A 24,540-nucleotide genomic window follows, 5' to 3' on the forward strand; every position below is an offset into this window, starting at 1 on the left:
TGCCCAGCGCCCGGGGCGCGGCTGCGTCGCGGTCGGGCCGGCCGTGCCCGCCGCGGCCGGATGCATGCCGCCCGGATTCGGCGGCACGAATCCGCCGGCGCCGGGGGAGATCGATTCGGAGGAGGAATTCATCGCGTCGCCCCGCCCTTACCCGCGTATCGCCCAGAACTCCATCGAGAGCCCAGGGAATTCGCCGGCGAAATGGAAAGCGAGACCGCCGGAGCGCGCCAGCTGCTTCCACAGGTCGCTGCCCTTGTCGATCTCGAAGTACGTATGGCCCGCGTGATACGGGATCTGCCGTGGCGCGACCGGCAACTGGCGCATCGTGATGCCCGGCAGCTGCAGCTGCACGAGATCGCGGATCCGCTCGACCGGCCCGAGCTTCGCCTGCGCGGGAAACCGTGCACGCAGGCTGTCGGCCGGCATGTCCGCGCGCACCGCGAGCACGAAGCCGGCCGTGTCGCGCAGCGCCGGGTCGGCCAGCGTCGCGACACGGATGCCGTTGCCCGCATCGCGCAGCTCGATCTGGATCGCGTTCTGCTCGAGCACCGTCGACAGCGACCGGCGCAGCTCGGTCATCAGCGCCGCGAAGCTCGTGCGCAGGTCGTCGTGCACGTAGACCGCAAGCGACTGCGGGCGCCGGCCGGCCGCCGTGAACGTGCTCAGGTCGCAGGCGAGCTTCAGCCAGTCGCAGAACAGCGCCTCCGGGTGCGTCGACACGTGCTGCTGCGCGTGCCAGGTCAGCGCGAGATAGCGGTTCACGAGCTGCAGCAGCAGGAAATCCGCGACTTCCGACACGCCGCCGCGCCCGGGCTCCGACAGCCGTGCCGCGAGCGCTTCGCTGCGTTGCGTGAGCAGCCCGTGCAGCTCGCGCGCATACGCCAGCAGCACGGTGTCGTGCTGCGCGACGAGGCGCGGCGGAATGTAGCCGTCGTCGACGAGCAACCGCGCGTCGGTGCGCCGCTCGACGATCCGTGCGACGCCGAGCGCGTGCCAGTCGCCGGTCAGCTCGGCTTCGAGCATCAGCCGCACGTTCAGGCGGCCCGTCTGCAGCAGCGCGGGGCCGAGTGCGACCGCGTTCGCGTCGGCCACTTCGTATTCGCGGACGACGTAGCGCGCGACGTCGGCGCTGCCGTTCGCGCCATTCACGCCGTTGGCGGCATGGCTGCCGCCCGCGCCCGCACCGAACGACACCTCCTCGCCGCCGCCGCGCCACAGCGGCAGCGCGAGCACGACGAGCTGGTCCTTCGCATTGGCCGGCACGTCGAGCGGCTCGGGGAGATCGTCCGGATGGGACAGGTCGAACGGCGTGCCGTCGCGCATCACGCCCGACGCGGTGCGCAGCGCGACCTTGCCGAGCGCCAGTTGCTCGCGATCGAGTTCCAGCGTGTCGAAGCCCCAGTAGAAGCCTTGCAGCGGCAGGCAGCGCAGCGCGACGTAGCGCTCCCAGTGCCGTTCGAGCTGCTGGAAATGCTGCGGCCGCAGGAACATCCCCTCGGTCCACACCACCCGCTGGCGGAGCGCCGCGACCGGCGTCGCGGACATCGTCGGTTCGGTCATGGGCGCCCCTTCGCATCGTTCAGCGCGACGCCGCCATTGCGGACGGCGATCGACAGCTTCAGCTCGCCCGGCGACGTCTGCCAGAACTTGTAGAGATTGAGCTGCTTCGCGCGCGGCAGCGGCACCGTCAGCCGCCAGCGGTTCTTGTCGAGCATCCGGTATTCGGCGACCACGCCGATCGCGCCGGCCTCGACGTTGCCGCGATAGCGCAGCGTGCGCGACTCACCCGGCCGCAGGATCACGCGGTCGGTGCCGAGCAGGTCCGCGCCGAGCACGTTTTCCGGCTTGTCCTGCAGCGAGAAGAAATCGGCGCTGTCGAACGACGACGCCGCGCGGAGCTGGAACACCTTCAGCACGATCGGCGAAGGCTTGCGGTTCATGTCAGGGTTGACGTCCGGCGCAACGTCAACCGTGATCGCATACGGCACCGCCGCGGCGTGCTCCGTCGCACCGCACCCCGGCAACAGCATCACGCATCCCCATACGATGAAACTGCTCGACCGCCATTGCATATGCCACCCTCGCCACCCAATAGCCGCGCGCCGGTTTTCGACTTCGAAACCGGATGATCTGATTGAAAAAGGGACAATTAATTGATCGGTAATTGTGTAACCTGCATATCCATCCATTGCAATCCGTGTCGGCAAATTGTTCTTGTAAAAAGCCGGGTCATATCAATCGGGGTTTTTGAAAGTCGCTTTGGCGAGATGATGGGCAATTGAATTGAGATTGGTAAATTAATGGCAAAAGTTAATCCGACCGGTGCGCCTGGGCGGCCCGGTTCTATGGCGTGGACACCTGTCGGATGGGCGCGGGACGTACGCCGGCCGGCCGCCGGGCAAGGGACGCTCGCGACGCTGGTGGTGTGCCAGGCTATTCGTTTCGCACGAACGGATGCCCCGTTTTCAGTGCATTGACGTGCGCTGACCAAACAACTGACGAATCCGAAAAACACAGCGAACTATAGGCCGTTTTTCCGGTTTCACAAGCACTGAAATTCGTAGTCGATTCTGTATTCAGGGGGAAACGGATTGTCGAAATGAAACAAAACGTAACAGCTGGTTGGGTGTCGATGATTGGCACTAGAATCCAACAGCGCTTGTGTGCCACCTTCCAATTACGCCAATCTTTAATTTCAATAATGAAAGGTCGTTCATCGCTCGTTCTTTTCCTCGGCGCATGGTTGCTGGGGGCCGGCGGGTGCAGTACGTCCCCGACACAGTCGGCTGCACGCGCGACGGTCGACAGCGCGCGCGCCGCGTACGACAGCGGCGACTACGGGCGCACGATCGCACTGCTGAGCCATGCGAAGGAGATCGACGGCGCCGACACCGACACGCAGGTGGCCGCGCACAAGCTCCTCGCGTTCAGCTATTGCGTGACGAACCGCATCACGCCGTGCCGCGCCGAGTTCTCGAAACTTCTCGACCTCAACCCGCGCTTCGACTTGTCCCCTGCCGAGAAGGGGCATCCGATCTGGGGGCCCGCGTTCGAATTCGCGCGCCGCAGGCATGCGTCGTCATCCTGAACGAACCGGTTTCCACGCGAGCGCTTCACCGAGCGACGTATGACATGCAACTGATCGTGATCGAACATGCCGGCGAGCCGGTCGAAAACGACTCCTACGACGCCGTCGTGTTTCATCCGCCCGGCGGCACCATCGGCCGGGCCAGCGACAACCATCTCGTGTTGCGCGACGACACGCGGCAGATATCGCGGCTGCAGGCGCTGCTGCAGGTCGGCGACGACGCGTGCCTGCTGAAGAACCTGAGCAGCGTCTCGACGATCGAGGTGAATCGCGAGCCGGTCGGTTATGCGCAGGAGCGCCCGCTCAATACCGGCGACATCATCCGCATCGGGCCGTACGTGCTGCGCGCCGAACGTGACGACGGCGGCCAGGGCGACGATGCGCCGGTCATCGACATGGCGACCGATACCGGCGTGCACGTCGATCCGCCGTCGCAGGCGCGAACGTCGGCGGCGCCCTCGCCCGCGTCGTCTTCGCGGATCGATACGAAAGGCGCCGGCAACCGGCTGTGGGGGCTTCTCCAGGATCGTCTCGCGCCACGCGGCAAGGCGGCAGATGCCGGCACACGGCCAGGTGGCCCTGCACGGCCGGATGCCGCGCAACCGGCGAACCGCGCGGCGCAAACCGTACCGCCCGCCCCTTCACAGCGCGACCTGCACCAGCTGTCGATCGATCCGCTCGACCTGTTCGCGCAGCCGTCGGGCGATATCGGCACATCAGGCACGACGGGCACGGCACCGCATGCCGATCGCGGCCACACGGAGCGCGAAGCGTCATCCGCGACCCAGGCCGACCATGCGCCCGAGTGGACGCAACACGTGCGGGTGCAGCCCGCTGCCGCGCGCGCGGCCGATACGCATGCGCGGCCGGCCGACGAACCGGCGCCGCACGCCGCACGCCCGCCGACGCCCGATGAACTGCTGAGCGCGTTCTTCGAAGGCGCGGGGCTCGATACGGCCGCCGAGTCGCATCAGTGGTCGGCCGAGCAGCTGTACATCGCGGGCCAGTTGCTGGCGCTGTTCGCGAACGGCACGGTCGAGCTGCTGTCGTCGCGCAGCATCCTGAAGCGCGAGGTGAAGGCGCACATGACGATGCTGCTCGATCGCGAGAACAACCCGCTGAAGCTGCTGCCGGACGGCGGCGCCGTGCTGCGGCAGATGTTCGGGCTGCCGCTGCCGGGCTTCATGTCACCGCAGAGCGCGGTGAGCGACGCATTCCAGGATCTGCATGCGCACCAGATCGGCATGGTCGCCGGCATGCGCGCCGCGTTGATGGACCTGCTGACGCGCTTTTCGCCGCAACGGCTGCGCGAGCGCGACGATGCGATGCGCTGGTACGAGAAGCGCGTGCCGGTGCTGTACAAGGCGAGGATGTGGGATCGCTACGCGGCGACCCATCGCGACACGGTGTTCGCGATCGAGGACGATTTCGCGTCGGTGTTCGGCAAGGCGTTTCTGGCGGCGTACGACGCGGAAGTGGAAAGCTATCGCGGCAGCGGCCGGCATTGAGCGTCGAACGGCACGCCCGCCGTCGGTGGCGGGCGGTGCGAGCCGGCGGCGGTGTCAGGTGCCTGTTTCATGCGAGGCCACCTTGTTTCGCCCGGTTTCCTTCGCGTGGTACAGCGCCTCGTCGGCCGCCTTGATCACCGCCTCGACCTCCCCTTCCTGCCCGGGGGCCCAGCTTGCCACGCCGATGCTCGCGGTGACGCGCCCGAATTCGCTTTCCGCATGTTCGATCGCGAGCCCGTCGATCGCCGCGCGAATCCGTTCGGCGATCTCGGTCGCGCCCGTGGCCGGCGTATCGGGCAGGATCACGACGAATTCCTCGCCGCCATAGCGGGCGGCGGTATCCGCGGGACGCCGGATGTTGTCGCCGATGCATCGCGCAACCGCCGCCAGCGCGTCGTCGCCGGCCTGGTGACCATACGTGTCGTTGAAGGCCTTGAAGCGGTCGACGTCGACGAACAGCAGCGAAAACACCGAACGGGCACGGCGGGCGCGACGCCATTCGAGGTCCAGCACTTCCCCGAACGAGCGGCGATTGTTGAGCCCGGTGAGGCCGTCGGTGCGCGCGAGCATCACCAGCTCGGATTCGGCCCGCATCCTGCGCCGCAGCTGGGTGCCCAGCAAAAAGGACAGCACGATGAACGCCGCGCCGAAGGTCGCGACCAGCGCGCCGATCGTGATCGCGCGTCGCCGCCACGCCGCGTAGATGTCCTGCTCCGCCTCGGCGACCATGATGATCAGCGGCAGGTGCGGCAGCGTCTTGAAGTAGTACAGGCGGCGCACGTGGTCGATCGTCGAGGTCTCGATGAACGAGCCTTCCGGCGCCGTCATGAAGTGGCGGAACGTCGCCGCCTTGCTGATGTCGCGGCCGATGGTGCGCACGTCGTACGGCTGGCGCATGAACATGATGCCGTCCCGGCCGACCAGCGAGATCGCGCCGTGCGAGCCGAGCGCGAGGCCGGCGAACAGCGTGTGGAAATACTCGAGATTGACCGCGATCATCACGATGCCGCCGAACGAGCCGTCCGGATTCGACACGCGGCGCGTCAGCGCCACGCTCAGCGAACCGCCCCGCAGGCGGGACGCATAGGGATCGCTGATGTAAAGCCCGGCGTTCGGATTGTCCCGGTGAACCGTAAAGTACGTGCGGTCGCCGAAATTGCCTTGTCGCGGCACGTCGTTCGCCGAATCGAGGATGATGTTGCCGGCCGCATCCAGCACGAGCATCGAGCCGAGAAATTGCGCGGTCATCGCATGATCGAACAGGACGGCGCGCCGCAGGGCCGGCGTGGCCGCCATGACGTCCTGCCGCTGAAGGCCCTGGATCACCGCCTCCAGTGACAGCCCGTACAGCTCGATATTGCGCTCGATGTCGCGCTCGGCGACGAGCGCCAGATTTCGTGACGTCTCGCGTGCGCGGTCGAGCGCGTCGTGACGGCTCTGAAACAACTGCAACACGCAGAGGCCCATCAGCGCGCACGCTATCAAGGTCCCCGCCAGCACAACGTAGTACGGCGCTGCCGACCGCGGATGCATCCGTGTCCTCTCAGGTTGGGCCGATGCGGACGCACCGGTTGTTATGGTTTCTTGTGAATAAGCTATACCAAAAAGTGTGACGTCCGGGTACGAGGGGCAGTCCGTACTTGCCAGGTTGCGGGTCACGTGAGCTGAACGGCATCGGGCGGAAGGTGCCGACGTCAATTCGCCGAGGGATGCGGCGCGTGTCGTTGTCGGTGACGGAATTGAAACAATCCGCCCGCAGTGACACGTATATTGAAATACCGAGGAGGTTGCCGTTCGAATGCACGGCGGGAGCGAGACGCTGGCAATAGACCGGGCGCCCCGCCCGGCCCGCGCCGATCGCATGCGCGACGCCAACAAGCGCCGCGCACGCGATCGATCGACGACCGTCAGACGGCCATCACCGTCACCGACTTCGTGACGAGGTACGGCTCGAGCGCTTCCGGCCCGCCTTCCGACCCGTAGCCCGAGTCCTTCACGCCGCCGAACGGCATTTCCGGCCACGGCGTCGCCGGCTGGTTGATCCACAGCATCCCGACTTCGAGGCGCTGCGTGAGCAGGTGCACGTTCGCGAACGAACGCGTGAACGCGTAGCCGGCGAGACCGAACGGCAGACGGTTCGCTTCCGCGATCGCGTCCTCGAGCTTGTCGAAACCGCGAATCGCCGCGACCGGGCCGAACGGCTCGTTGTTGAACACGTCCGCTTCGAGCGGCACGTTCGCGATCACGGTCGGCGCGAAGAAGTTGCCTTCCGAGCCGATCCGCTCGCCGCCGGTTTCGATGCTCGCGCCGACCTTGCGCGCGTTGTCGATGACCGATGCCATCGCGGTCAACCGGCGCGGGTTCGCGAGCGCGCCGAGCGTCGTGCCTTCCTCGAGGCCGTTGCCGACCTTCAGCCCTTCCGCATGCTTGACCAGCGCGCGCGTGAATTCGTCGCGGATGCTGTTGTGCACGAGGAAGCGCGTCGGCGAGATGCAGACCTGCCCCGCGTTGCGGAACTTCGCGCCGCCAGCTGCCTTCACCGCGAGCGCGACGTCGGCGTCCTCGGCGACGATCACCGGCGCGTGCCCGCCCAGCTCCATCGTCGCGCGCTTCATGTGCAGGCCCGCCATCGCGGCGAGCTGCTTGCCGACCGGCGTCGAACCCGTGAACGTGACCTTGCGGATCACCGGGTGCGGGATCAGGTACGACGAGATTTCAGCCGGATCGCCGTACACGAGGCCGATCACGCCGGCCGGCACGCCCGCGTCGACGAAGGCGCGCAGCAGCGCGGCCGGCGAGGCGGGGGTTTCTTCCGGCGCTTTCACGAGGAACGAGCAGCCGGTGGCCAGCGCGGCGCTCAGCTTGCGCACGACCTGGTTGACCGGGAAATTCCACGGCGTGAAGGCGGCGACCGGGCCGACCGGCTCCTTCACGACCGTCTGCTGTGCGCCGAGGTTGCGCGGCGGCACGATCCGGCCGTACACACGGCGGCCTTCGTCCGCGAACCATTCGATGATGTCCGCCGCCGACAGCACTTCGACGCGCGCTTCGGTGAGCGGCTTGCCCTGCTCCTGCGTCATCAGCTGCGCGATCGCGTCGGCGCGTTCACGCACCAGCGCCGCCGCCTTGCGCATCGTCGCCGCGCGCTCGTGCGCGGGCACCTTGCGCCAGGCTTCGAAGCCGCGTTGCGCGGCGGCGAGCGCCCGGTCGAGATCGGCGATGCCCGCGTGGGCCACCTTGCCGATCGGCTTGCCGGTCGCCGGGTTCACGACGTCGATCGTCTTGCCGCTCGCGGCGTCGACCCACTCGCCGTCGATCAGCAGTTGCGTATCCGTATAAGTCACGTTAGCCATCCAGACACCCCTACATTGCGTCGATAAACGCGCGCTGCCGCGAACGGCCGCGCGCCGGTTGACAGAAAAAGCCACGTCGCCGGGGCAGGCACGCACCCGGCGGCAGTGGCGGCGGGCACGCCGGCCCGCCCTCGTTCCGCATGGGGCCGCGCTCAGCGCGCGGCCGCCGTCGCCTTGCGGAGTTTCGCGACGTCCGCTGCCTGCACGGCCGGCGCGCCGTTGTTCCAGCCGGCGCGCATGAACGTCAGCACGTCGGCGATCTGCCGGTCGTTCAACTGGTTCGAGAACGCCGGCATCGGATACGCGGACGGCACGCCATCGATCACGAGCGTGTCGCTGCCGTTCAGCGTCACGTTGATCAGCGACGATGCATCGGCTTCGAGCACGTTCGGATTGCCGGCGAGCGGCGCGAGCAGCGGCGCGTAACCGCGCCCGTCCGCGCCGTGGCAATGCAGGCAGTAAGCGTTATACACCTTCGCGCCCGGATCGGCCGCCGGCCGGCCCAGCGCGGCCTGCGTCGCCTTCGGATCGTAGCTGTACGACGGCGCGCCCGTGCCGCCCGCCGCCGGCAGCGATTTCAGGTAACGCGAGATCGCCGCCAGATCGTCGTCGGTGAGCGCCTGCGTGCTGTGGTTGATCACGCTGACCATCGAGCCGAACGCGGTCGCATGGCGGTTCGCGCCGGTCTTCAGGAACTGCGCGACCTCGGCCTCGTTCCAGCGGCCGAGCCCCGTGTTGGGCTCGCCGGTCAGGTTCGACGCGAACCAGTTGTCGATCGGCGCGCCCGACAGGAACGCCGCGCCGCCTTCGTCGAGCGCCTTCTCCTGGAAGCCGACGCCGCGCGGCGTGTGGCACGACCCGCAGTGCCCGAGCCCCTGCACGAGATACGCGCCGCGGTTCCACACCACGTCCCTGGACGGCTTGTCGGCGTAAGGCGTCGTGTCGAGGAACACCTTGTTCCACAACGCGAGCGGCCAGCGCATGTTGAGCGGCCACGGGATGTCGGACGGCCGGTTCGCCTGCTTCACCGGTTCGACGCCGTGCATGAAGTACGCGTACAGCGCCTTCACGTCGTCGTCCTTCAGCTTCGCGTACGACGGGTACGGCATCGCCGGATACAGGTTGTGACCGTCCTTCGCGACGCCCTTGCGCAACGCGCTGGCGAAGTCGGCTTCGGTATAGCCGCCGATGCCCGTCTCCGGATCGGGCGTGATGTTGGTCGTATAGATCGCGCCCATCGGCGTGACCATCTTCAGGCCGCCGGCGAACGGCGTGCCGCGCGGCGCGGTGTGGCACGCGACGCAGTCGCCCGCTTTCGCGAGATACGCGCCGCGCGCGACGAGCGCGCTGTCGGCCGGCGCCGCCTGCGCGGCGTGCGCGGCTGTGCCGGCCAGCAGTGCAGACACGGCGAGCAACGACGTGCCGAGCATCTTCAGGGTGAGGTTTTGCATGGTCGTCTCCTCCCCTCAAGCCGTTTTCAGCTGGTCGCCGACCGGCAGCTTGCGCAGCCGCTTGCCGGTTGCCGCGAAGATCGCGTTCGCCACCGCCGCGGCGGTCGCGGCCGTACCCGGCTCGCCGATCCCGCCCGGCGCCTCGCCGCTTTTCACGAGATGCACCTCGATCGGCGGCGTCTCGTTGATCCGCAGCATCCGGTAGTCGGTGAAGTTGCTCTGCACGACGCGGCCCTCCTCGATCGTGATCTCGCCATACAGCGCGCCGGTAATCCCGAAGATGATGCCGCCCTGCACCTGTGCCTCGATCGTGTTCGGGTTGACGACCATGCCGCAGTCGACCGCGCACACGACACGCTTCACCAGCACTTCGCCGTTATCCACCGCGACATCGACGACGATCGAGAAGAAGCTGCCGAACGCGTGCATCACCGAGACGCCGCGCCCTTGCCCCGTCGGCAGCGCCGGGCCGCCCCAGCCGGCCGCCTTGGTCGCGACGTCGAGCACGTTGAGCGCGCGCGGCGTCTTGCCGAGCAGCGCGCGGCGGTATTGCACCGGGTCGGTCTTGGTCTGTGCGGCCAGTTCGTCGATGAAGCTCTCGACCACGAACGTGCCGCGCGTCGGGCCGACGCCGCGCCAGAACGCGGTCGGCACGTGGCGCGGCTCCTGGCGCACGTAGTCGACCAGCTGGTTCGGCAGGTCGTACGGCAGCTCGGCCGCGACCTCGACCGCATCGGGATCGACGCCGTGCTGGAACGCCGGCGGCGCGAAGCGCGCCATGATCGACGAGCCGACGATCCGGTGCTGCCACGCGACCGGCTTGCCGTTCGCATCGAGGCCGGCCGAGATCCTGTCGTAGTAGCACGGCCGGTACATGTCGTGCTGCACGTCTTCCTCGCGCGTCCAGACTACCTTCACCGGCGCGTTGACCTGTTTGCCGACCTTCACGGCCTGGCCGATCATGTCCGTCTCGAGCCGCCGGCCGAAGCCGCCGCCGAGCAGGTGGTTGTGCACGACGATCCGCTCGGGCGCGAGGCCCGTGAGCTGCTGCACGGTATCGCGCGCCCGCGTCGGCACCTGCGTGCCGACCCAGATCTCGCAACCGTCGCCGCGCACGTGCACCGTGCAGTTCACCGGCTCCATCGTCGCGTGGGCGAGCAACGGCTGTTCGTAGACGGCGTCGACGCGCGTCTTCGCATTCGCGAATGCCTTGTCGACGTCGCCGTCCTTGCGTGCGACCGCGCCCTTGCCGTTCGCCGCCGCCTGCGCGAGATCCGCGAACAGATCCTTGGTCGAGACTTTCGCGCCCGCGCCCTCGTTCCACTTCACGACCAGCGCCGACGCGCCGCGCTTCGCGGCCCACGTGTGATCGCCGACCACCGCCACCGCGTTGTCGACGCGCACGACCTGGCGCACGCCGGGGATCTTCTTCGCGGCCGTGTCGTCGACGCTCGCGACCGTGCCGCCGAACACCGGGCTGTTCACGATCACCGCGACCAGCATGCCGGGCAGGCGCACGTCGAGCCCGAACTGCGCGGTGCCGTCGACCTTCTCCGGCGAATCGAGCCGCTTCGCGGGCGTGCCGATCAGCTTGAAATCCGCCGGCTGCTTCAGCGCGACGTCCTTCGGCACCGGCAGCTTCGCCGCCGCATCGGCGAGCTGGCCGTACGACGCGCGCCGGCCGCTCGGCGGATGCTGCACTTCGCCGTTCGCGGCGCGGCAGGCTGCCGGATCGACGTTCCATTGCTTCGCGGCCGCCGCGACCAGCAGCGTGCGCGCGGTGGCGCCGGCACGGCGCAGCGGTTCCCATGCATAGCGCACCGACGTCGAGCCGCCGGTGAGCTGGCCGCCGAGCAGCGGATCGAGGAACAGCTTCTCGTTGGGCGGCGCATGGTCGAGCGTCACGCTCGACAGCGGCACTTCGAGTTCTTCCGCGATCAGCATCGGCAGCGCCGTATAGACGCCTTGCCCCATCTCGACCTTCGGCATCACCAGCGTGACCTTGCCGGCGCGGTCGATCTGCACGAACGCGTTCGGTGCGAACACGCCCGGTTGAGCCGGCTCGGCGGCGTCGCCGCCGATCACCGAACGACGCGCATCGTCACCCGCGGCCGGCATGCTGAAGCCGAGCAGCAATCCGCCGCCGGCCGCCGCGCCCAGCGACATGCCGAGCTTGAGGAACGAACGGCGCGACACGCCCGCGCCGGCCCGACCGGCTTCGATCAGTCCTCGTGACATGTCAGGCCTCCTTGGCGGCTTGCTTCACGGCCGCACGAATCCGGTTGTACGTGCCGCAGCGGCAGATGTTGCCGGCCATCGCCGCATCGATGTCGGCGTCGCTCGGGTTCGGGTTCGACGCGATCAGCGCGGTGGCGGCCATCACCTGCCCCGACTGGCAGTAACCGCACTGGACGACGTCGAGCGCGCGCCACGCCTGCTGGACCTTGTGGCCGGCCGGCGTCGCGCCGACGGCTTCGATCGTCGTGATCTTGCGGCCGGCGACCGCCGCGACCGGCAGCACGCACGAGCGCGCGGCGACGCCGTCGAGATGCACCGTGCACGCGCCGCACTGCGCGATTCCGCAGCCGAACTTCGTGCCGGTGAGACCGACGACGTCGCGCAGCACCCAGAGCAAGGGCATGTCGTCGGGGGCGTCGACCGAGCGGGTTTCGCCGTTGATGTTGAGGGTGATCATTCAGCCTCCGGGGCCGGTGTATTGGGGAAGCGGCGCGAACGATGCGCCGCGTGGTGTTGTCATCGCCGCCGCGTGCCGTGCGGCGGGTGCCGTGCGGCCCGGGTGGGCGCGAGCCGCGACGGGCGTACGGCGGCGTTACTCGGCGACGTCGATGCCCGACAGCACCTTGATGACCGGCGGCGCGGTGAACCAGTCGGCCGACTTCGCGCGGAATTCGCCGAAATGCGGGCTCGCGAGGTGCGCGTCGAAGGCGGCCTGGTCGTCGTAGATCTCGTACAGGTGCAGGTTCGGCGAGCCGTCCTGTTCGCGGAACAGGTCATAGCGCCGGTTGCCCGGCTCGGTGCGCGTCTTCGCGACCATGCTGCGCAGCTCGGCCTCGGCGGCCGCCGCGTGTTCGGGTTTCAGGAACAGGGAAGCCATCACGTGAAGCGCCATCTTGTCACTCTCCTAGTCGTCGATAGCGGAATCGAGCATGCCACAAGCCGGCGTCGCGTGACGCCAGCGTGCAGCCGTTGTGTGTCGCCGTGCCGAGGCGTCAGGCCAGTTCGTCCGGGCCCACGCGCACGACGACCTTGCCGAAGTTCTTGCCGGCCAGCAGGCCGATCAGCGCTTCCGGCGCATCGGCGAGATCGGGGACGACGTCCTCGCGCGTCTTCACCTTGCCCTGCGCGACCCATTCGCTCATGTCCTTCATGAACGTCGCATAGCCGGTGGCATAGTGATCCATGATGATGAAACCCTGCATCCGGATGTGCTTGCGCAGGATCGTGCCCATCAGTGCCGGCACGCGGTCGCGGCCGGTCGACACGGCCTTGTCGTCGTAGGCCGCGTCGTTGTAGTGCGCGATGATCCCGCACACCGGCACGCGCGCATGGTCGTTGAGCAGCGGCCACACCGCGTCGAACACGGCCCCGCCGACATTCTCGAAATAGATGTCGATGCCGTTCGGGCACGCTTCCTTCAGCTTCGCGGCGAACGCCGGATCGCGGTGGTCGACGCACACGTCGAAACCGAGCGTATCGGTCACGTACGCGCACTTGTCGGCGCCGCCCGCGACGCCGACCACGCGGCAGCCCTTCAGCTTGGCGATCTGGCCGACCACCGCGCCGACCGCACCGCTCGCCGCCGCGACCACCACGGTTTCGCCGGCCTTCGGCTCGCCGATCGTCAGCAGGCCGGTATAGGCGGTGAAGCCCGGCATGCCGAGCACGCCGAGCGCGTACGACGGATGGGCGAAGTCGCGGCCGAGCGGAATCAGGCCGCGGCCGTCGGACAACGCATAGTCCTGCCAGCCGGCGCCTGCGACCACCAGGTCGCCTTCGCGGAACGCCGGCAGGTTCGACGAGACGACCTGGCTGACGGTGCCGCCGACCATCGGCTGGCCGAGTTCGGCCGGCGGCGCATAGGACGGTGCGTCGCTCATCCGGCCGCGCATGTACGGGTCGAGCGACAACCAGACCGTGCGCAGCAGCACCTGGCCGGCGCCGGGCGTCGGCACGTCACCGGATTCGGTGCGGAAGTTGTCCGGCGTTGGCGCGCCGACCGGGCGCGAATTCAGGATGATCTGGCGATTAGCGGTCTTGCTTTGTGGCATGTGAGCCTCCGTCAACAGGAATGGACGTGCTTCGTGGGCACGATCGGATCAGGGATGGACCAGCGGGAGACGCACGCGGGCGGCTGCATCGGCGCTCAGGCCGGCGCGGCTGCGTGCATGCGGTTGAATCAATCGGGACAGCGTAACGCGGTGTGACACGTTCGTCATGCGTGGTTGAGTAGACCAGTCGTCTAGAATCGGGGTAAAAACAAGGCGCGCCGATGCGCGCCCGGGTTACGACTGCCCGTCGCCCGGCTCGAGCGGCGGCAGGTTCAGCATGCGCCGCGTTTCGACCATCGCTCGTTCGAGCGGCTTGCGATTGCGGTGAATCTTTTCCAGCAGCGTCGCGCCCAGCCACAGCTCGTACAGGATCGCGGCCGTATGCGACGGATCGGCGACCCCGCTCAGCGAACCGTCGGCCAGCCCGGCCTCGATGCCGCCCGCGAGCCGCTCGATGATCTGGCTCGTGCCGTTGCGCAGCACCGCGCGCATCGCTTCCGACAGGTCCGACACTTCCGCGCCGAGCTTCACCGCGAGGCACTTGCCTTCCGGATCGTCCGCGCACTGCGTGTGCAGCCAGTTGCGCCAGTACGTCATCAGGCGCTCGGCGCCCGTGCCGGCCTGATGCTTGAACAGGTTGTCGAGGTGCGCGAGATAGCCGTCGAAATACGACTCGAGCAGCGCTTCGCCGAATGCCTCTTTCGAGCCGAAGTAATGGTAGAACGAGCCCTTCGGGATGCCCGCCGCAGCGAGAATCTCGTTCAGGCCGACCGCCGAAAACCCCTTGTGGAGCATGATCGGCTTGGCGATATTCAGGATGTGCTGGCGGACTTCCGCGCCCGAAGATGCATTCATGATGGCGTATGTTAGCAACGATTAGACCGGTCGTCTAGTAACGTCGAACCGGCATGTTGAGCGGCACTTTACCCGATCCCCGCCCGGCGCCCAAACGTTGCGCCTGCATACCTCCCCCTTCCCGCTCCGCCGAGCGTGCGGCGTCACACGCCCGACTCGGTTTCGTCGCAGGCGTTTCATCGATCTCCCGCATAAATACGCGCGGCGCATGTGCCGGTGATCGACCCGTTTCGGCCGGCATTGCACACGTGTGCAATGCGCCGGACCGTCGTTGTCGCCTCCCGAACCCGTGACCAGGAACGCCCATGACCGCTTCGAAACCCGAACGCCCGTCCGCGCCGAACCGCCGGCGCTTCATCCAGCGCGGCGCCGCGCTGACCCTGTCGCCGCTCGTCGGCTCGCTGGCTGCCTGCGGCGGCGACGGCAACCCGACGTCCGCGTCGTCGTTCGCCGCCGCCGGCGCCGCGGATGCATCCGCACGCAGCTACGGCATCGCCGACCGCTCGATCACGATCAACGTCGTCAATGCGATCCCGTCGACGACGCTCGCGTACGGCAACGCGGCGAGCCAGAGCGGCTCGCTGCCGCAGGCGTCGCAAGCGCAGGTCGCCACCGGGCAATCGACCGCCGTCAGTGCGTCGAACAGCTGGGGCGACTGCACGGGATCGTTCAGCCTTGCCGGCGGCGACGCATCGTTTGCCATTTCGTACACGCATCCGTTCGGGTCGCAGCCGACCACCGTCAGCGTCACGCCGTCGGCCGGCTACGTGTCGGGTGCCGACGCCGCCACGTTTCCCGGTCACGACTCGGTCGCGAATCTCACGCTGTATCGCGGCGTCCCGACCGCGAATGGCGCGTGGGTCGTCCCGCTCGCGCAGCTCGCGACGCCGCCGGCCAACAACTGCCAGGATTTCGCGAACAGCATGTTCGGCAGCAACGTGCGCACGGCCGCGGCCATCCAGTCCGCGTACCAAGGCACCGGCCCGCTCGGCTACGTGCCGCCCGCCGACTTCACCGGCGGCCAGCTGGCGGCCTTCGTCGCGCAATGGGTGCAGCGCTGGCAGAGCGGCGCGGCCTATGGCGTGCTGCCCGCTGCCGATGCGCAACTCGTCGACGCGCTGAAACAGTACGTATCCGGCGCGTCGAACGCCGGCCCGCTGACGATGTGGGTGCCGCAGATCGCGTGGCAGGCCGGCTCCGATCCGGCGGTGTTCGCGCTGACGGGCTATCGCGCGTTTCCGTTCGTCGATGCGCAGGGCAACTGGAATACGAGCACGCTGTCCGCGTTCCTGACGCTGCTGGCGGCCGGCTCGCATATCGTCGCGATCAGCGCGACGAGCGACCTGCCGGCGGGCGTCACGATGCAGGCGTTCGACAGCTTCATGGGCGCGAGCGGGCTGACGACGTCGACGGATATCGGCAACTCGCACTACGCGTCGGTGTTGAACACGACGGGCCGCTATTACCTGAGCGTCGGCAGTGATTTCGCGCCGGCGAACTGCGGGCTGATCCTGTCGTTCCTGTACGGGCGCACGGTGAACAACCTGCTCGCGGGCGCCGGCACGTACAACACGTTCATCCAGCTCGAAGGCTGGCAGGCCGGCGGTTCGCGGCACAACGCCGACTATGCGACGTATCAGCAGACGCTGTGGAACATCTCGACGTACGGCGCGTCCGCGTATAGCGAGAAGCGCGCGACGTCGATCTTCCTCGCGCCCGCCGGGTGGACGCCGCAGGTCTATCAGACGACACGGATGATGCCGTACGTCGGCGCCTATGCGCAGTCGAATGGGTCGCCGCAGGGCTGGCTCAATACGTCGCTCGTCACGATTCCGGCGGATGCGCCGGCGTTGCCGTCGCGGTATGTGTCGAGTTGATCGGTATCGGTGGATGGGTGGGCGATCGGGGGTGTGAGGGGCTCGGTCGCTTGCCTGGCCGCTTCCGGCTTCCGGCTTCAGGCTTCAGGCTCCGGGCTTCCGGCGTGCGTCGCCTTGGGCTGACGCACGCTTGCGGTTTCTACTTCAACGAGGCGGCGCTTCGTCCGCGCGCTTTCGCGTGCGCGCCCTCCGCTCGTCCCGTTGTGCGGCTGGCGCAGCCTTGGCGCCACGCAGCGCCGACCGGCGCGAGAGCGCCGTCATTTCTCGCCGCAGCGCATCGAGTTCCTTGCTCCGTGCCGCATCGGTCGCCAGCGCGCCGTCGAGCTGCCCTTGAAGCACGCCGCATCGATGCAGCGCATCGCCGAGCTGCGCCTGCAGTGCGGCCATTTCCTTGCGCTGCTGCGCATCGCGCTGCTCCATGCGCAATGCCGCTGCCTCGAGTTCCTTCTGCAGCCGCGCGGTCGCGAGCCGCTCGCGATCGATCTCCTGAAGCGCCCGCTTCTCCGACGCGCGCAAGCGTTCCTCGGCCCGGCCGGCGTCGTCGCGCAGCCGGTCGAGCTGGGTGGTGAAATCCGCGCGCGCCTGCGCAAGTGCGCGGTCGCCCTCCGCGTTGTCGGCCGTGAGGCGTTCGATATCCGCTTGCAGCGCTTGCCGCGATGCGTCGTCCGCCGCCCTCGCCTGTTCCAGTTCCTGAATGCGCACCTGCGCGGCCAGCAGCGCGGCCGTGCGTTGCTCCAGCGCGGCTTCGGTGCGGGCCAGTTCGGCCTGCATTGCTGCCACTTCCGCCTTCGCCGCTACCCGCTCGGCCTCGACCTCCGCGCGCAATGCGTCGAGCGCGCCGGCCGCGTCGGCGCTCGACCGATTCCATAGCGCCGCCACCAGTTCGCCAGCGGCCGCCTGCAGATCGGCCGGCAGATCGGGATGCTCGATGCGCACGCGACTCTTTTCCCGCAGCTCTGCCCAGAACTCGCCGAGGACGGCCGTCGGCGTGCTCATGCTGCCCTTGCGGACGAGCTGGTACAGGCGGTTCGCGGTGGGCGTGATGCCGAAGCGGAAGAACAGCAGCGCGCAGGCTTCGCGATACAACTCGCGGGTTTTCGGGAAATCGGCCTTCAGGCGCTCGATTTCGGCGGTCAGGCGGGATTCGTCGGCAGCGAGATCGGACATGGCGGGTTGGCTTGGTGATTTCGTAAATAATATAACGTAAACCGTTAAATATTCAATTCATCACGCCTTTTAATTTGACATTATTTCTATAATGTCGAGATGGTCGAACTCGGCATCGAGCACAAAGTTGCCGAGTACAACACGTCGCCCCGATTCCCTCCCAGCCCGCCCGCACACCCAAACGCCACTGCAATCAGCGCGAAAAAACCATCAACACGCGCGATCGAAAGCCGATCGCCGGCCGCGACGTGCGCATCGTCATGCGCCCTTCTCCCCGATGACGTACCCCGCCCCTCAATCTCCTACGCAAAGCCCCCGTTGACAGTATGCATATGCATAGATACCGTTCCCTCACAGAGCGGCACGTGATCCGGTCATCGGAAGCGGCCGCATTGCACCGCGCCGGCGCTCCTGTAGGCGTCACGGCGCAATCGAACCGGCGACGCGAATGGCGCGGCGCGCCCTCGTTCGCCACCGACTCGTCCGCGCAACTTGCAACGCGATCCAGGAACGCATCATGAGCACACGCGAAGTCGTCATCTGCCACCCCGTCCGGACACCGATCGGTACGTTCAACGGATCCCTGAAGGACACCCCGGCCACCGAGCTCGGCGCGATCGCCATCCGCGAAACCTTGCGGCGCAGCGGCCTCGACGGCGCGGCGATCGACACGGTCGTGCTGGGCAACGTGATCCAGGCCGGCAACAAGATGAATCCCGCTCGGCAGGCCGCCATCGGCGCGGGCCTGCCGGTCAAGGTGCCGGCGCTCACGGTCAACCGCGTCTGCGGCTCCGGCGCGCAGGCGGTCGTCAACGCCGCGCAGGAGATCCTGCTGGGCTACGCGGATGCGGCGATTGCCGGCGGCATGGAAAGCATGGAGCGTGCGCCGTACCTGCTCGACGGCGCACGCTCGGGTTACCGGATGGGCGACGCGCCGATCCGCGACAGCATGCTGCGCGACGGCCTCGTCGATGCGTTTTCCGACCAGCATTCGGGTTGGCATACCGAGGATCTCGCGAGCCAGCTCGACATCTCGCGCGATCGCCAGGATCGCTGGGCGCTCCGCTCGCAGCAGCGCTTTTCCACCGCGCTGGCGGACGGCAAGTTCGACGCCGAGCTCGTGCCGGTCGACGTCCTGCAGCGCAAGACGCGCGTCGCGTTTGCGCGCGACGAGACACCGCGCCCCGACACGACGCTCGAAGCGCTCGCGAAGCTGAAGCCCGCGTTCCGCCCGGACGGCACGATCACCGCGGGCAATGCACCCGGCCTGAACAGCGGCGCGGCGGCGATGCTGGTGGCGGATCGCGCATTCGCCGACGCGCACGGGATTGCGCCGAGCGCGCGGCTGGTTGCATTCGGCGTCGCTGCCGTCGAACCCGGCATGTTCGGGCTCGGCCCCGTGCCGGCCGTCAGGATCGCGCTGCAGCGGGCGGGCTGGACGCTGGCCGACGTCGAGCGCTTCGAGATCAACGAAGCGTTTGCGGTCGTGCCGATCGCGGTGGCGGGCCAGCTCGGCATCGCCGAGGAGATCGTCAACGTCGAAGGCGGCGCGATTGCGCACGGCCATGCGATCGGCGCGACGGGCGCGGTGCTGACGACCCGCCTGATCCATTCGATGCGGCGCGACGGCATCAAGCGCGGCGTCGTCACGCTGTGCATAGGCGGCGGCCAGGGCATCGCGCTGGCGATCGAGGCGCTTTGAGTCGACGCTGACGCCGGCGCATCGGCGCATCGGCGATTCGGCGATTCGGACGAAAGGGAAACGCCGCGGGCGATGCGGCTCGCGGCGCGGGCTTCCCGAGTCACGGTGCAGCCAGTCACCTTCTCGGCCGCACCGCGCCAAGTCGGCGGGCGGCCCGGAGGCTTCCGTACGCATCGCGCACGGATTCGGCGATTGCCCCCGTGTCACCGATCTGCCACCGTCGACCGGTAGCGTTCGGGGCTGACCCACGCTTTCGACAGACGAATCCGCCATGCAGCGCACGTCGCGCGCCACGCCCCATGTTTATGCGGCCACGTCCCGCGCCCTCGCCGTCAGCCTCGCGATCAACCTGCTGCTGCTCGCCGTCGAGACGGCCGCGGCGTGGTCCGCGCATTCGTCGGGGCTGCTCGCGGACGCCGCCCACGCGGCGATCGATCTCGCCGCCGATGCGCTGATTCTCGTCGCGTGCCGGCTCGACGCACGCCTGCCGCCGGAGCGGCGCCCGACCTATGAACCGCTCGCGCTCGCGGGCCTCGGCGCGTTGCTCGTCGTAACCGGCGCGCAGATGATCTGGCATGCAACGAACCGGTTCGCGACACCGCCCGTCGTGCAGCCTGGCGCGACGACGCTCGCGCTCGTCGCCGTCACGCTCGCCGGCAAGGCCGGGCTGTCGCACTGGATGCTGCGCAAGGCGCGCGAGACGGGCTCCGCGCTGCTCGAGGCGAGCGGCTGGCATGTGCGGACCGATGCGCTGTCGTCTCTGCTGGCGGCGCTCGCGATGAGCGCGGCACTGGTTGGCTCCGGTCGTCTCGACGATCTGGCCGCGCTGGCGATCGGCGCACTCGTGATCCGCACGGGTGTGGGTTTCATCCGGCGCGGCTGTGCGCAGTGGCCGGCGCTGTCGGCATGGGCCGATCGGTCGACGCGCGGCTCGTGAACGCAGCGGGCAGCGCCCCGCATCGCGAGCGGCACAGTAGCCGCTATCTGCGGCGATGAATGAAGAAGAGGCTCGCGCGGTGCGAGCCTCTTTTGCATGAGGTCGCCGCCATCATCGTGCAATACGCGACGCGTTGACCGAAGTCGATGTATCGCCAGACGAATGCGGCCGGTTCCGATGGATCGACCTTGATGGTCGCTTACCCGAGCGGCACGACACTCCCGAGCAGAATCCGCACGAGCGTCGCCTGGCGCGTGACACCTGTCTTCGAGAAGATCGCGCGCAAATGGGTGCGCGCCGTGTTCTTGCTGATCCCCGATTCCTCCGCGGCTTCCTCGAGCGTCAGCCCGTTCGTCAGCAGCAGCGCGAGCGACGTCTCGGCGGGCGTCAGGTCGAACAGCTTGCGGATGATCTCCTGCGCGCCCTGCGGCTTGCGGTCGGGGTCGCGCAGGAACAGCGTGACGGCCGGCCGCCGCTTGTTGTCCTCCGACCAGTCGGACAGCAGCACCGTGCGCACCAGCAGCCCGAGGCGCGGCTTGTCGAAGCTGCGCGTGATCGGCATCGCCTCGACGGTCGCCGCGGCCGTGCCGTGGTGCCCCATCACCGCATGGCGGATCAGCCGTTTCAGCGTGCGGTTCTCCTGCGCATCGGTCGCCTCGATCGTGCCGCGCGCAATCGTCAGACCGTTGTTCTGCTTGAGGATCTCGTCGGCCACGCTGTTCAGGTCGATGATCGTGCCGTTCTCGTCGAGCGTGATCGTGCCGATCTGCATCCGGTTGATCGCATTCGCATAGATCGAGCGTTCGACCTCGGCCGTGTCGAGCCGCGAATGCAATTCCACCGCGCGTTTCAGGTGCGGCAGCAGCAGCGCGCAGATCGCCTTGTCGCGCGCCGAAAACTGCTTCGACGCATGGTTGCGGCACACGCGGAAGCGGCACTCGACGCCCGACGCCGTGCGCAGGTCGGCGCCGAGGATATAGCGCACGTCCTGCGGCTTCAGGAACTGCTTGTACAGCTCGCTCGACAGCCAGCCCGTGTCGCCGAACACGTCGTCGACCGTGACCACGCGGTCGGCCGGCAGGCCCACGAACGGGTCGAGCGAATAGTAGTAGTTGTTGTACGACGCCTCGCCGTCGCCCGGCACCACCGGGCCGAATTCCGACGCGTGCACGGACAGCGGCGCGCGGCGGTCGCTGGCGGCCGCGCGCAGGATCAGCGTCACGTAGTTCGCCTGCAGCCAGCGGCGGACCAGTTCGAGCGCGCCGGCCCACGGCGGCGTCTCCAGCGGCCCCTGGTAGATGCGCGCCATCAGTTCGCTGAAATCCGCGACGCCGATGTCGGCTTCGTCACTGGTTGCCTGGCTCTCTTGCGGAGCCCATCTCGTCTCCATCAGCACGCTCCATCCTCCATACGACATGTTTCCGGCGCGACTCAACCGCGCCGCCATGATTAAGACGCGTCTAAATTCCGGCGTCATCGGGAGATTCACTGAATGGTGAGAATTGGCCATCCGTGCGAACGAACCATCGTCCGATCGGATGATGTGGCGCCCTGCCTGCTGCGCTGGAATGCCCGTCAGGCCGTGCCGGCAAGCGTCCGGCGCGGACTCAGGGAAAACCGCGACACGGGTTTACCTGATTCAAAACGCATCCGATTCAGACAGGAGTCCCCATGCCGCTCGACCCACAGGCGCAGGCGCTGCTCGCCGCGTTTGCCCAGGCACCCGCGATCGATTTCGCGCAGCTGACCGTTCCCGCATATCGCGCGAGCCTTGCCGCCGGCGGCGCGTTCGCCCCGGGCGATGCCGTCGCCGCCGAGGAGGACTGGCGGATTCCGCTGTCGGACCGTCAGTTGTCCGCACGGCTGTATCGGCCCGCCGCCGACGGGCCGTTGCCGCTGACCGTGTTCTTCCACGGCGGCGGCTTCGTGTCGTGCGGGATCGACACGCATGCGAACCTGTGCCGCAGCCTCGCCACCCGGGCGCGCACGCTCGTGCTGTCGGTCGACTACCGGCTTGCGCCCGAGGCACGCTTCCCGGCGGCCGCGCACGACGCATGCGACGCGGTGCGCTGGGCTGCTGCCAGCGCGCGCGATCTCGGCGCGCGCGCCGGGGCGATCGCCTTGGCCGGCGACAGCGCCGGCGGCAATCTCGCGGCCGTCGCCGCGCTACAGTTGCGCGGCTCGGGCGTCGCGATCGCGCACCAGTTGCTGCTGTATCCGGTCGTCGATTGCGCGACCGAGCATCCGTCGTACGAAACGCTCGGCAACGGCTATTTCCTGACGGCGGACGCGATGCGCTGGTTCAAGCAGCACTATTTCGACGACGGCGCCGATCGCGCGTCGCCGCTCGCGAGCCCGCTCGCCGCGCCGGACGTCGCGGGCGTGGCGCCGGCGACGATCGTCAGCGCCGAATTCGATCCGCTGCGCGACGAGGCCGAAGCCTATGCGCTGCGCCTCGCGCAGGCCGGCACGCCGGTGACGCTCGTGCGCTGGCCGGGCCAGCTTCATGGTTTCGCGAGCATGCTCGGCGCGATCGATGCAGCCGACCGCGTGCTGACCTTCGGCGCCGACGCGCTGCGCCGCGCGTTCGATTTGACGGAGGCACGATGACGCTCGCCGGCACGCTGGAGATCGTCGACGAACTGCGGGCGGGCCGCATGGTCCTGCTCGTCGACGAAGAGGATCGCGAGAACGAAGGCGATCTCGTGATCGCGGCCGATCACGTGACGCCCGACGCGATCAATTTCATGGCGCGCTTCGGGCGCGGGCTGATCTGCCTCACGCTCACCGCCGAGCGCTGCGAGCAGTTGAAGCTGCCGCCGATGGCCGATCACAACGGCACGCCGTTCGGCACCGCGTTCACCGTCAGCATCGAGGCGGCCGAAGGCGTGACGACCGGCATTTCGGCGGCCGATCGCGCACACACGATCCGTGCCGCGGTGCGGGCCGGCGCCCGCCCGGACGACCTCGTGCAGCCCGGCCACGTGTTCCCGATCGCCGCGCGCCCCGGCGGCGTGCTCGTGCGTGCGGGGCACACCGAGGCCGGCTGCGATCTTGCGGCGCTCGCGGGGCTCACGCCCGCGTCGGTGATCTGCGAGGTGATGAACGACGACGGCACGATGGCGCGGCTGCCCGAGCTGAAGGCGTTTGCCGCGCAGCATGGGCTGAAGATCGGCACGATCGCCGACCTGATCCATTACCGACGCGAACACGAGTCGCTCGTCGAACGCGTCGGCGAGCGGCCGCTGCATACGCCCTGGGGACGATTCCGCGCGATCGAGTATCGCGATACGGTGCACGGCGCGCCGCATCTCGCGCTCGTGCGCGGCGAGCCCGATCCGTCGACGCCGGTGCTGACGCGCGTGCACGAATGCCATTCGCTGCTCGACCTGCTCGATGCGGAGCCGTCCGCGCATTCGTGGCCGCTGCACGCCGCGCTGCAACGAATCGACGCGGCCGGCTGCGGGGTCGCGGTGCTGCTCGACTGCGACATGCGCGGCGACGCGATGCGAATGCCGACCGGCCATGCGCGCCGCGACGGACGCGTGACGGGGATCGGCTCGCAGATCCTGCGCGAGCTCGGCGTGCGGCGGCTGAACGTGCTGTCGAGCCCGTTCCGGCTGCCGGCGCTGTCGGGTCACGACCTCGAGATCATGGCGTTCATTCCGCTCGGCGACGACGATCCGGAAAGCGCGCGGAGCGTGCAGGCGAATTCGCTGCGGGTGGCGTGAGACATTGACGCGGGATGGCGGGTCGGCTTTACGCCTGACAGGCTATCGCTTGTTTTTGGCGGATACAGTCTTTGGTTTGTATTTTGATAATACATGCTATAGGCTGTATTTTTCGATTACAAACGATCGCCTGTCATCCTGCGGAGCGCCCGATGTCCTTTCCTGTCCAGACCCTGACCCAACTGCGGCCGATACTCGTCGGCTTCCGGAAAGCCGCTGGCCTCACGCAGGCGCAATTGGCCGCCCGTCTGGGCGTCACGCAACAATCCTACGCGCAGCTCGAGGCCAACCCGTCGGCGGTCAGCATCGAGCGGCTCTTCAAAGTGCTGAACGCGCTCGGCGTTCACATGACACTCGCACTGGGCAAGCAGGACGTGTCGGCGGCATCGGCCGATCCCGTGCCTGTGCCCGATGCCACACCGGCGGTTCGGAAACCGGCTTCGAGCAAACGCAAGCAGGAAACGTCCCGCGCCACCACGCCCGCCAAAAATCCAGCCAAACCCGCAACCGGCGCCAAGCGCAAGCGGCCCACTGACGCAGCACCCGGCAAGCCCAGGGTTGCGAAGCGGGAGGACTGGTGAC

Annotated in this window: 20 protein-coding genes; 8 read left to right on the forward strand and 12 right to left on the reverse strand. The window is 68.1% G+C overall.

Features of this window, described 5'->3' with window-relative positions; translation table 11 throughout:
- Nucleotides 1-147: 147 nt before the first annotated feature.
- Both tssK and tssJ read right to left on the reverse strand, forming a co-directional pair.
- Nucleotides 148-1,560 carry a type VI secretion system baseplate subunit TssK gene (gene tssK / locus G3N98_RS13780; RefSeq protein ID WP_206148462.1) on the reverse strand — a complete coding sequence of 471 codons (1,413 nt, stop codon included), beginning with the start codon at nucleotides 1,558-1,560 and terminating at the stop codon, nucleotides 148-150.
- On the reverse strand, nucleotides 1,557-2,072 hold the full coding sequence (gene tssJ / locus G3N98_RS13785) for a type VI secretion system lipoprotein TssJ (RefSeq protein ID WP_089427480.1): 516 nt from the start codon (nucleotides 2,070-2,072) through the stop codon (nucleotides 1,557-1,559). Before tssJ ends, tssK begins: the two co-directional genes overlap by 4 nt.
- Nucleotides 2,073-2,701: 629 nt before the next feature.
- On the opposite strand from tssJ, the gene G3N98_RS13790 reads away from it, so the two are divergent.
- Together G3N98_RS13790 and tagH are read left to right on the forward strand one after the other, a co-directional pair.
- Nucleotides 2,702-3,088 carry a TssQ family T6SS-associated lipoprotein gene (locus G3N98_RS13790; protein ID WP_089427481.1) on the forward strand — a complete coding sequence of 129 codons (387 nt, stop codon included), beginning with the start codon at nucleotides 2,702-2,704 and terminating at the stop codon, nucleotides 3,086-3,088.
- 44 nt (nucleotides 3,089-3,132) lie between these two features.
- Nucleotides 3,133-4,596, forward strand: a complete 1,464-nt coding sequence (tagH, locus tag G3N98_RS13795) for a type VI secretion system-associated FHA domain protein TagH (RefSeq protein ID WP_206148463.1) — start codon at nucleotides 3,133-3,135, stop codon at nucleotides 4,594-4,596.
- Between the two features lie 54 nt (nucleotides 4,597-4,650).
- Here tagH and G3N98_RS13800 read toward each other — a convergent pair whose 3' ends face one another.
- The 8 genes from G3N98_RS13800 to G3N98_RS13835 form a co-directional block, all read right to left on the reverse strand.
- Nucleotides 4,651-6,129 (reverse strand): diguanylate cyclase, encoded by a 1,479-nt coding sequence (locus G3N98_RS13800; protein ID WP_089474867.1) that lies wholly within the window; start codon nucleotides 6,127-6,129, stop codon nucleotides 4,651-4,653.
- A gap of 374 nt (nucleotides 6,130-6,503) precedes the next feature.
- Nucleotides 6,504-7,949: an NAD-dependent succinate-semialdehyde dehydrogenase gene (locus G3N98_RS13805; protein ID WP_089427485.1), complete on the reverse strand. Its 1,446-nt coding sequence runs from the start codon at nucleotides 7,947-7,949 to the stop codon at nucleotides 6,504-6,506.
- Between the two features lie 152 nt (nucleotides 7,950-8,101).
- Nucleotides 8,102-9,400 carry a cytochrome c gene (locus G3N98_RS13810; protein WP_206148464.1) on the reverse strand — a complete coding sequence of 433 codons (1,299 nt, stop codon included), beginning with the start codon at nucleotides 9,398-9,400 and terminating at the stop codon, nucleotides 8,102-8,104.
- 15 nt (nucleotides 9,401-9,415) lie between these two features.
- The gene (locus G3N98_RS13815; RefSeq protein ID WP_206148465.1) at nucleotides 9,416-11,638 is read right to left on the reverse strand and encodes a xanthine dehydrogenase family protein molybdopterin-binding subunit; all 2,223 of its coding nucleotides are present in this window, start codon (nucleotides 11,636-11,638) and stop codon (nucleotides 9,416-9,418) included.
- Nucleotide 11,639: 1 nt separating this feature from the next.
- The gene (locus G3N98_RS13820) at nucleotides 11,640-12,095 is read right to left on the reverse strand and encodes a (2Fe-2S)-binding protein (RefSeq protein ID WP_089432687.1); all 456 of its coding nucleotides are present in this window, start codon (nucleotides 12,093-12,095) and stop codon (nucleotides 11,640-11,642) included.
- A gap of 135 nt (nucleotides 12,096-12,230) precedes the next feature.
- Nucleotides 12,231-12,530 carry a putative quinol monooxygenase gene (locus G3N98_RS13825; RefSeq protein ID WP_089427489.1) on the reverse strand — a complete coding sequence of 100 codons (300 nt, stop codon included), beginning with the start codon at nucleotides 12,528-12,530 and terminating at the stop codon, nucleotides 12,231-12,233.
- 100 nt (nucleotides 12,531-12,630) lie between these two features.
- Complete coding sequence (locus G3N98_RS13830; RefSeq protein WP_206148466.1) at nucleotides 12,631-13,689, reverse strand: NADP-dependent oxidoreductase; 1,059 nt, start codon at nucleotides 13,687-13,689, stop codon at nucleotides 12,631-12,633.
- A 234-nt stretch (nucleotides 13,690-13,923) separates the two neighbouring features.
- A complete protein-coding gene (locus G3N98_RS13835) occupies nucleotides 13,924-14,544 on the reverse strand; it encodes a TetR/AcrR family transcriptional regulator (protein WP_206148467.1) in 621 nt (206 codons plus the stop codon).
- Between the two features lie 305 nt (nucleotides 14,545-14,849).
- On the opposite strand from G3N98_RS13835, the gene G3N98_RS13840 reads away from it, so the two are divergent.
- Complete coding sequence (locus tag G3N98_RS13840) at nucleotides 14,850-16,421, forward strand: hypothetical protein (protein WP_206148468.1); 1,572 nt, start codon at nucleotides 14,850-14,852, stop codon at nucleotides 16,419-16,421.
- Between the two features lie 144 nt (nucleotides 16,422-16,565).
- On the opposite strand, the gene G3N98_RS13845 is transcribed toward G3N98_RS13840, so the two are convergent.
- Nucleotides 16,566-17,588 (reverse strand): DNA-binding protein, encoded by a 1,023-nt coding sequence (locus G3N98_RS13845; RefSeq protein WP_206148469.1) that lies wholly within the window; start codon nucleotides 17,586-17,588, stop codon nucleotides 16,566-16,568.
- Between the two features lie 517 nt (nucleotides 17,589-18,105).
- Here G3N98_RS13845 and G3N98_RS13850 point away from each other — a divergent pair.
- Nucleotides 18,106-19,290 (forward strand): thiolase family protein, encoded by a 1,185-nt coding sequence (locus G3N98_RS13850; RefSeq protein WP_206148470.1) that lies wholly within the window; start codon nucleotides 18,106-18,108, stop codon nucleotides 19,288-19,290.
- 271 nt (nucleotides 19,291-19,561) lie between these two features.
- Nucleotides 19,562-20,227, forward strand: coding sequence for a cation diffusion facilitator family transporter (locus tag G3N98_RS13855; protein WP_206148471.1), 666 nt, complete (start codon nucleotides 19,562-19,564; stop codon nucleotides 20,225-20,227).
- Nucleotides 20,228-20,426: 199 nt separating this feature from the next.
- Here G3N98_RS13855 and G3N98_RS13860 read toward each other — a convergent pair whose 3' ends face one another.
- A complete protein-coding gene (locus G3N98_RS13860) occupies nucleotides 20,427-21,617 on the reverse strand; it encodes a LuxR family transcriptional regulator (protein ID WP_069251570.1) in 1,191 nt (396 codons plus the stop codon).
- 281 nt (nucleotides 21,618-21,898) lie between these two features.
- On the opposite strand from G3N98_RS13860, the gene G3N98_RS13865 reads away from it, so the two are divergent.
- From G3N98_RS13865 to G3N98_RS13875, 3 genes are all read left to right on the forward strand, one after another.
- Entirely contained in the window at nucleotides 21,899-22,837 is a 939-nt protein-coding gene (locus G3N98_RS13865) for an alpha/beta hydrolase (protein ID WP_206148472.1), read from the forward strand.
- The gene (ribBA, locus tag G3N98_RS13870) at nucleotides 22,834-23,958 is read left to right on the forward strand and encodes a bifunctional 3,4-dihydroxy-2-butanone-4-phosphate synthase/GTP cyclohydrolase II (protein ID WP_206148473.1); all 1,125 of its coding nucleotides are present in this window, start codon (nucleotides 22,834-22,836) and stop codon (nucleotides 23,956-23,958) included. Before G3N98_RS13865 ends, ribBA begins: the two co-directional genes overlap by 4 nt.
- Nucleotides 23,959-24,110: 152 nt before the next feature.
- Nucleotides 24,111-24,539 (forward strand): helix-turn-helix transcriptional regulator, encoded by a 429-nt coding sequence (locus tag G3N98_RS13875; protein ID WP_089474857.1) that lies wholly within the window; start codon nucleotides 24,111-24,113, stop codon nucleotides 24,537-24,539.
- The last annotated feature ends 1 nt before the right edge of the window (nucleotide 24,540 follow it).

This window comes from Burkholderia sp. Tr-20390 (assembly GCF_017104595.1).
Classification (GTDB): domain Bacteria; phylum Pseudomonadota; class Gammaproteobacteria; order Burkholderiales; family Burkholderiaceae; genus Burkholderia.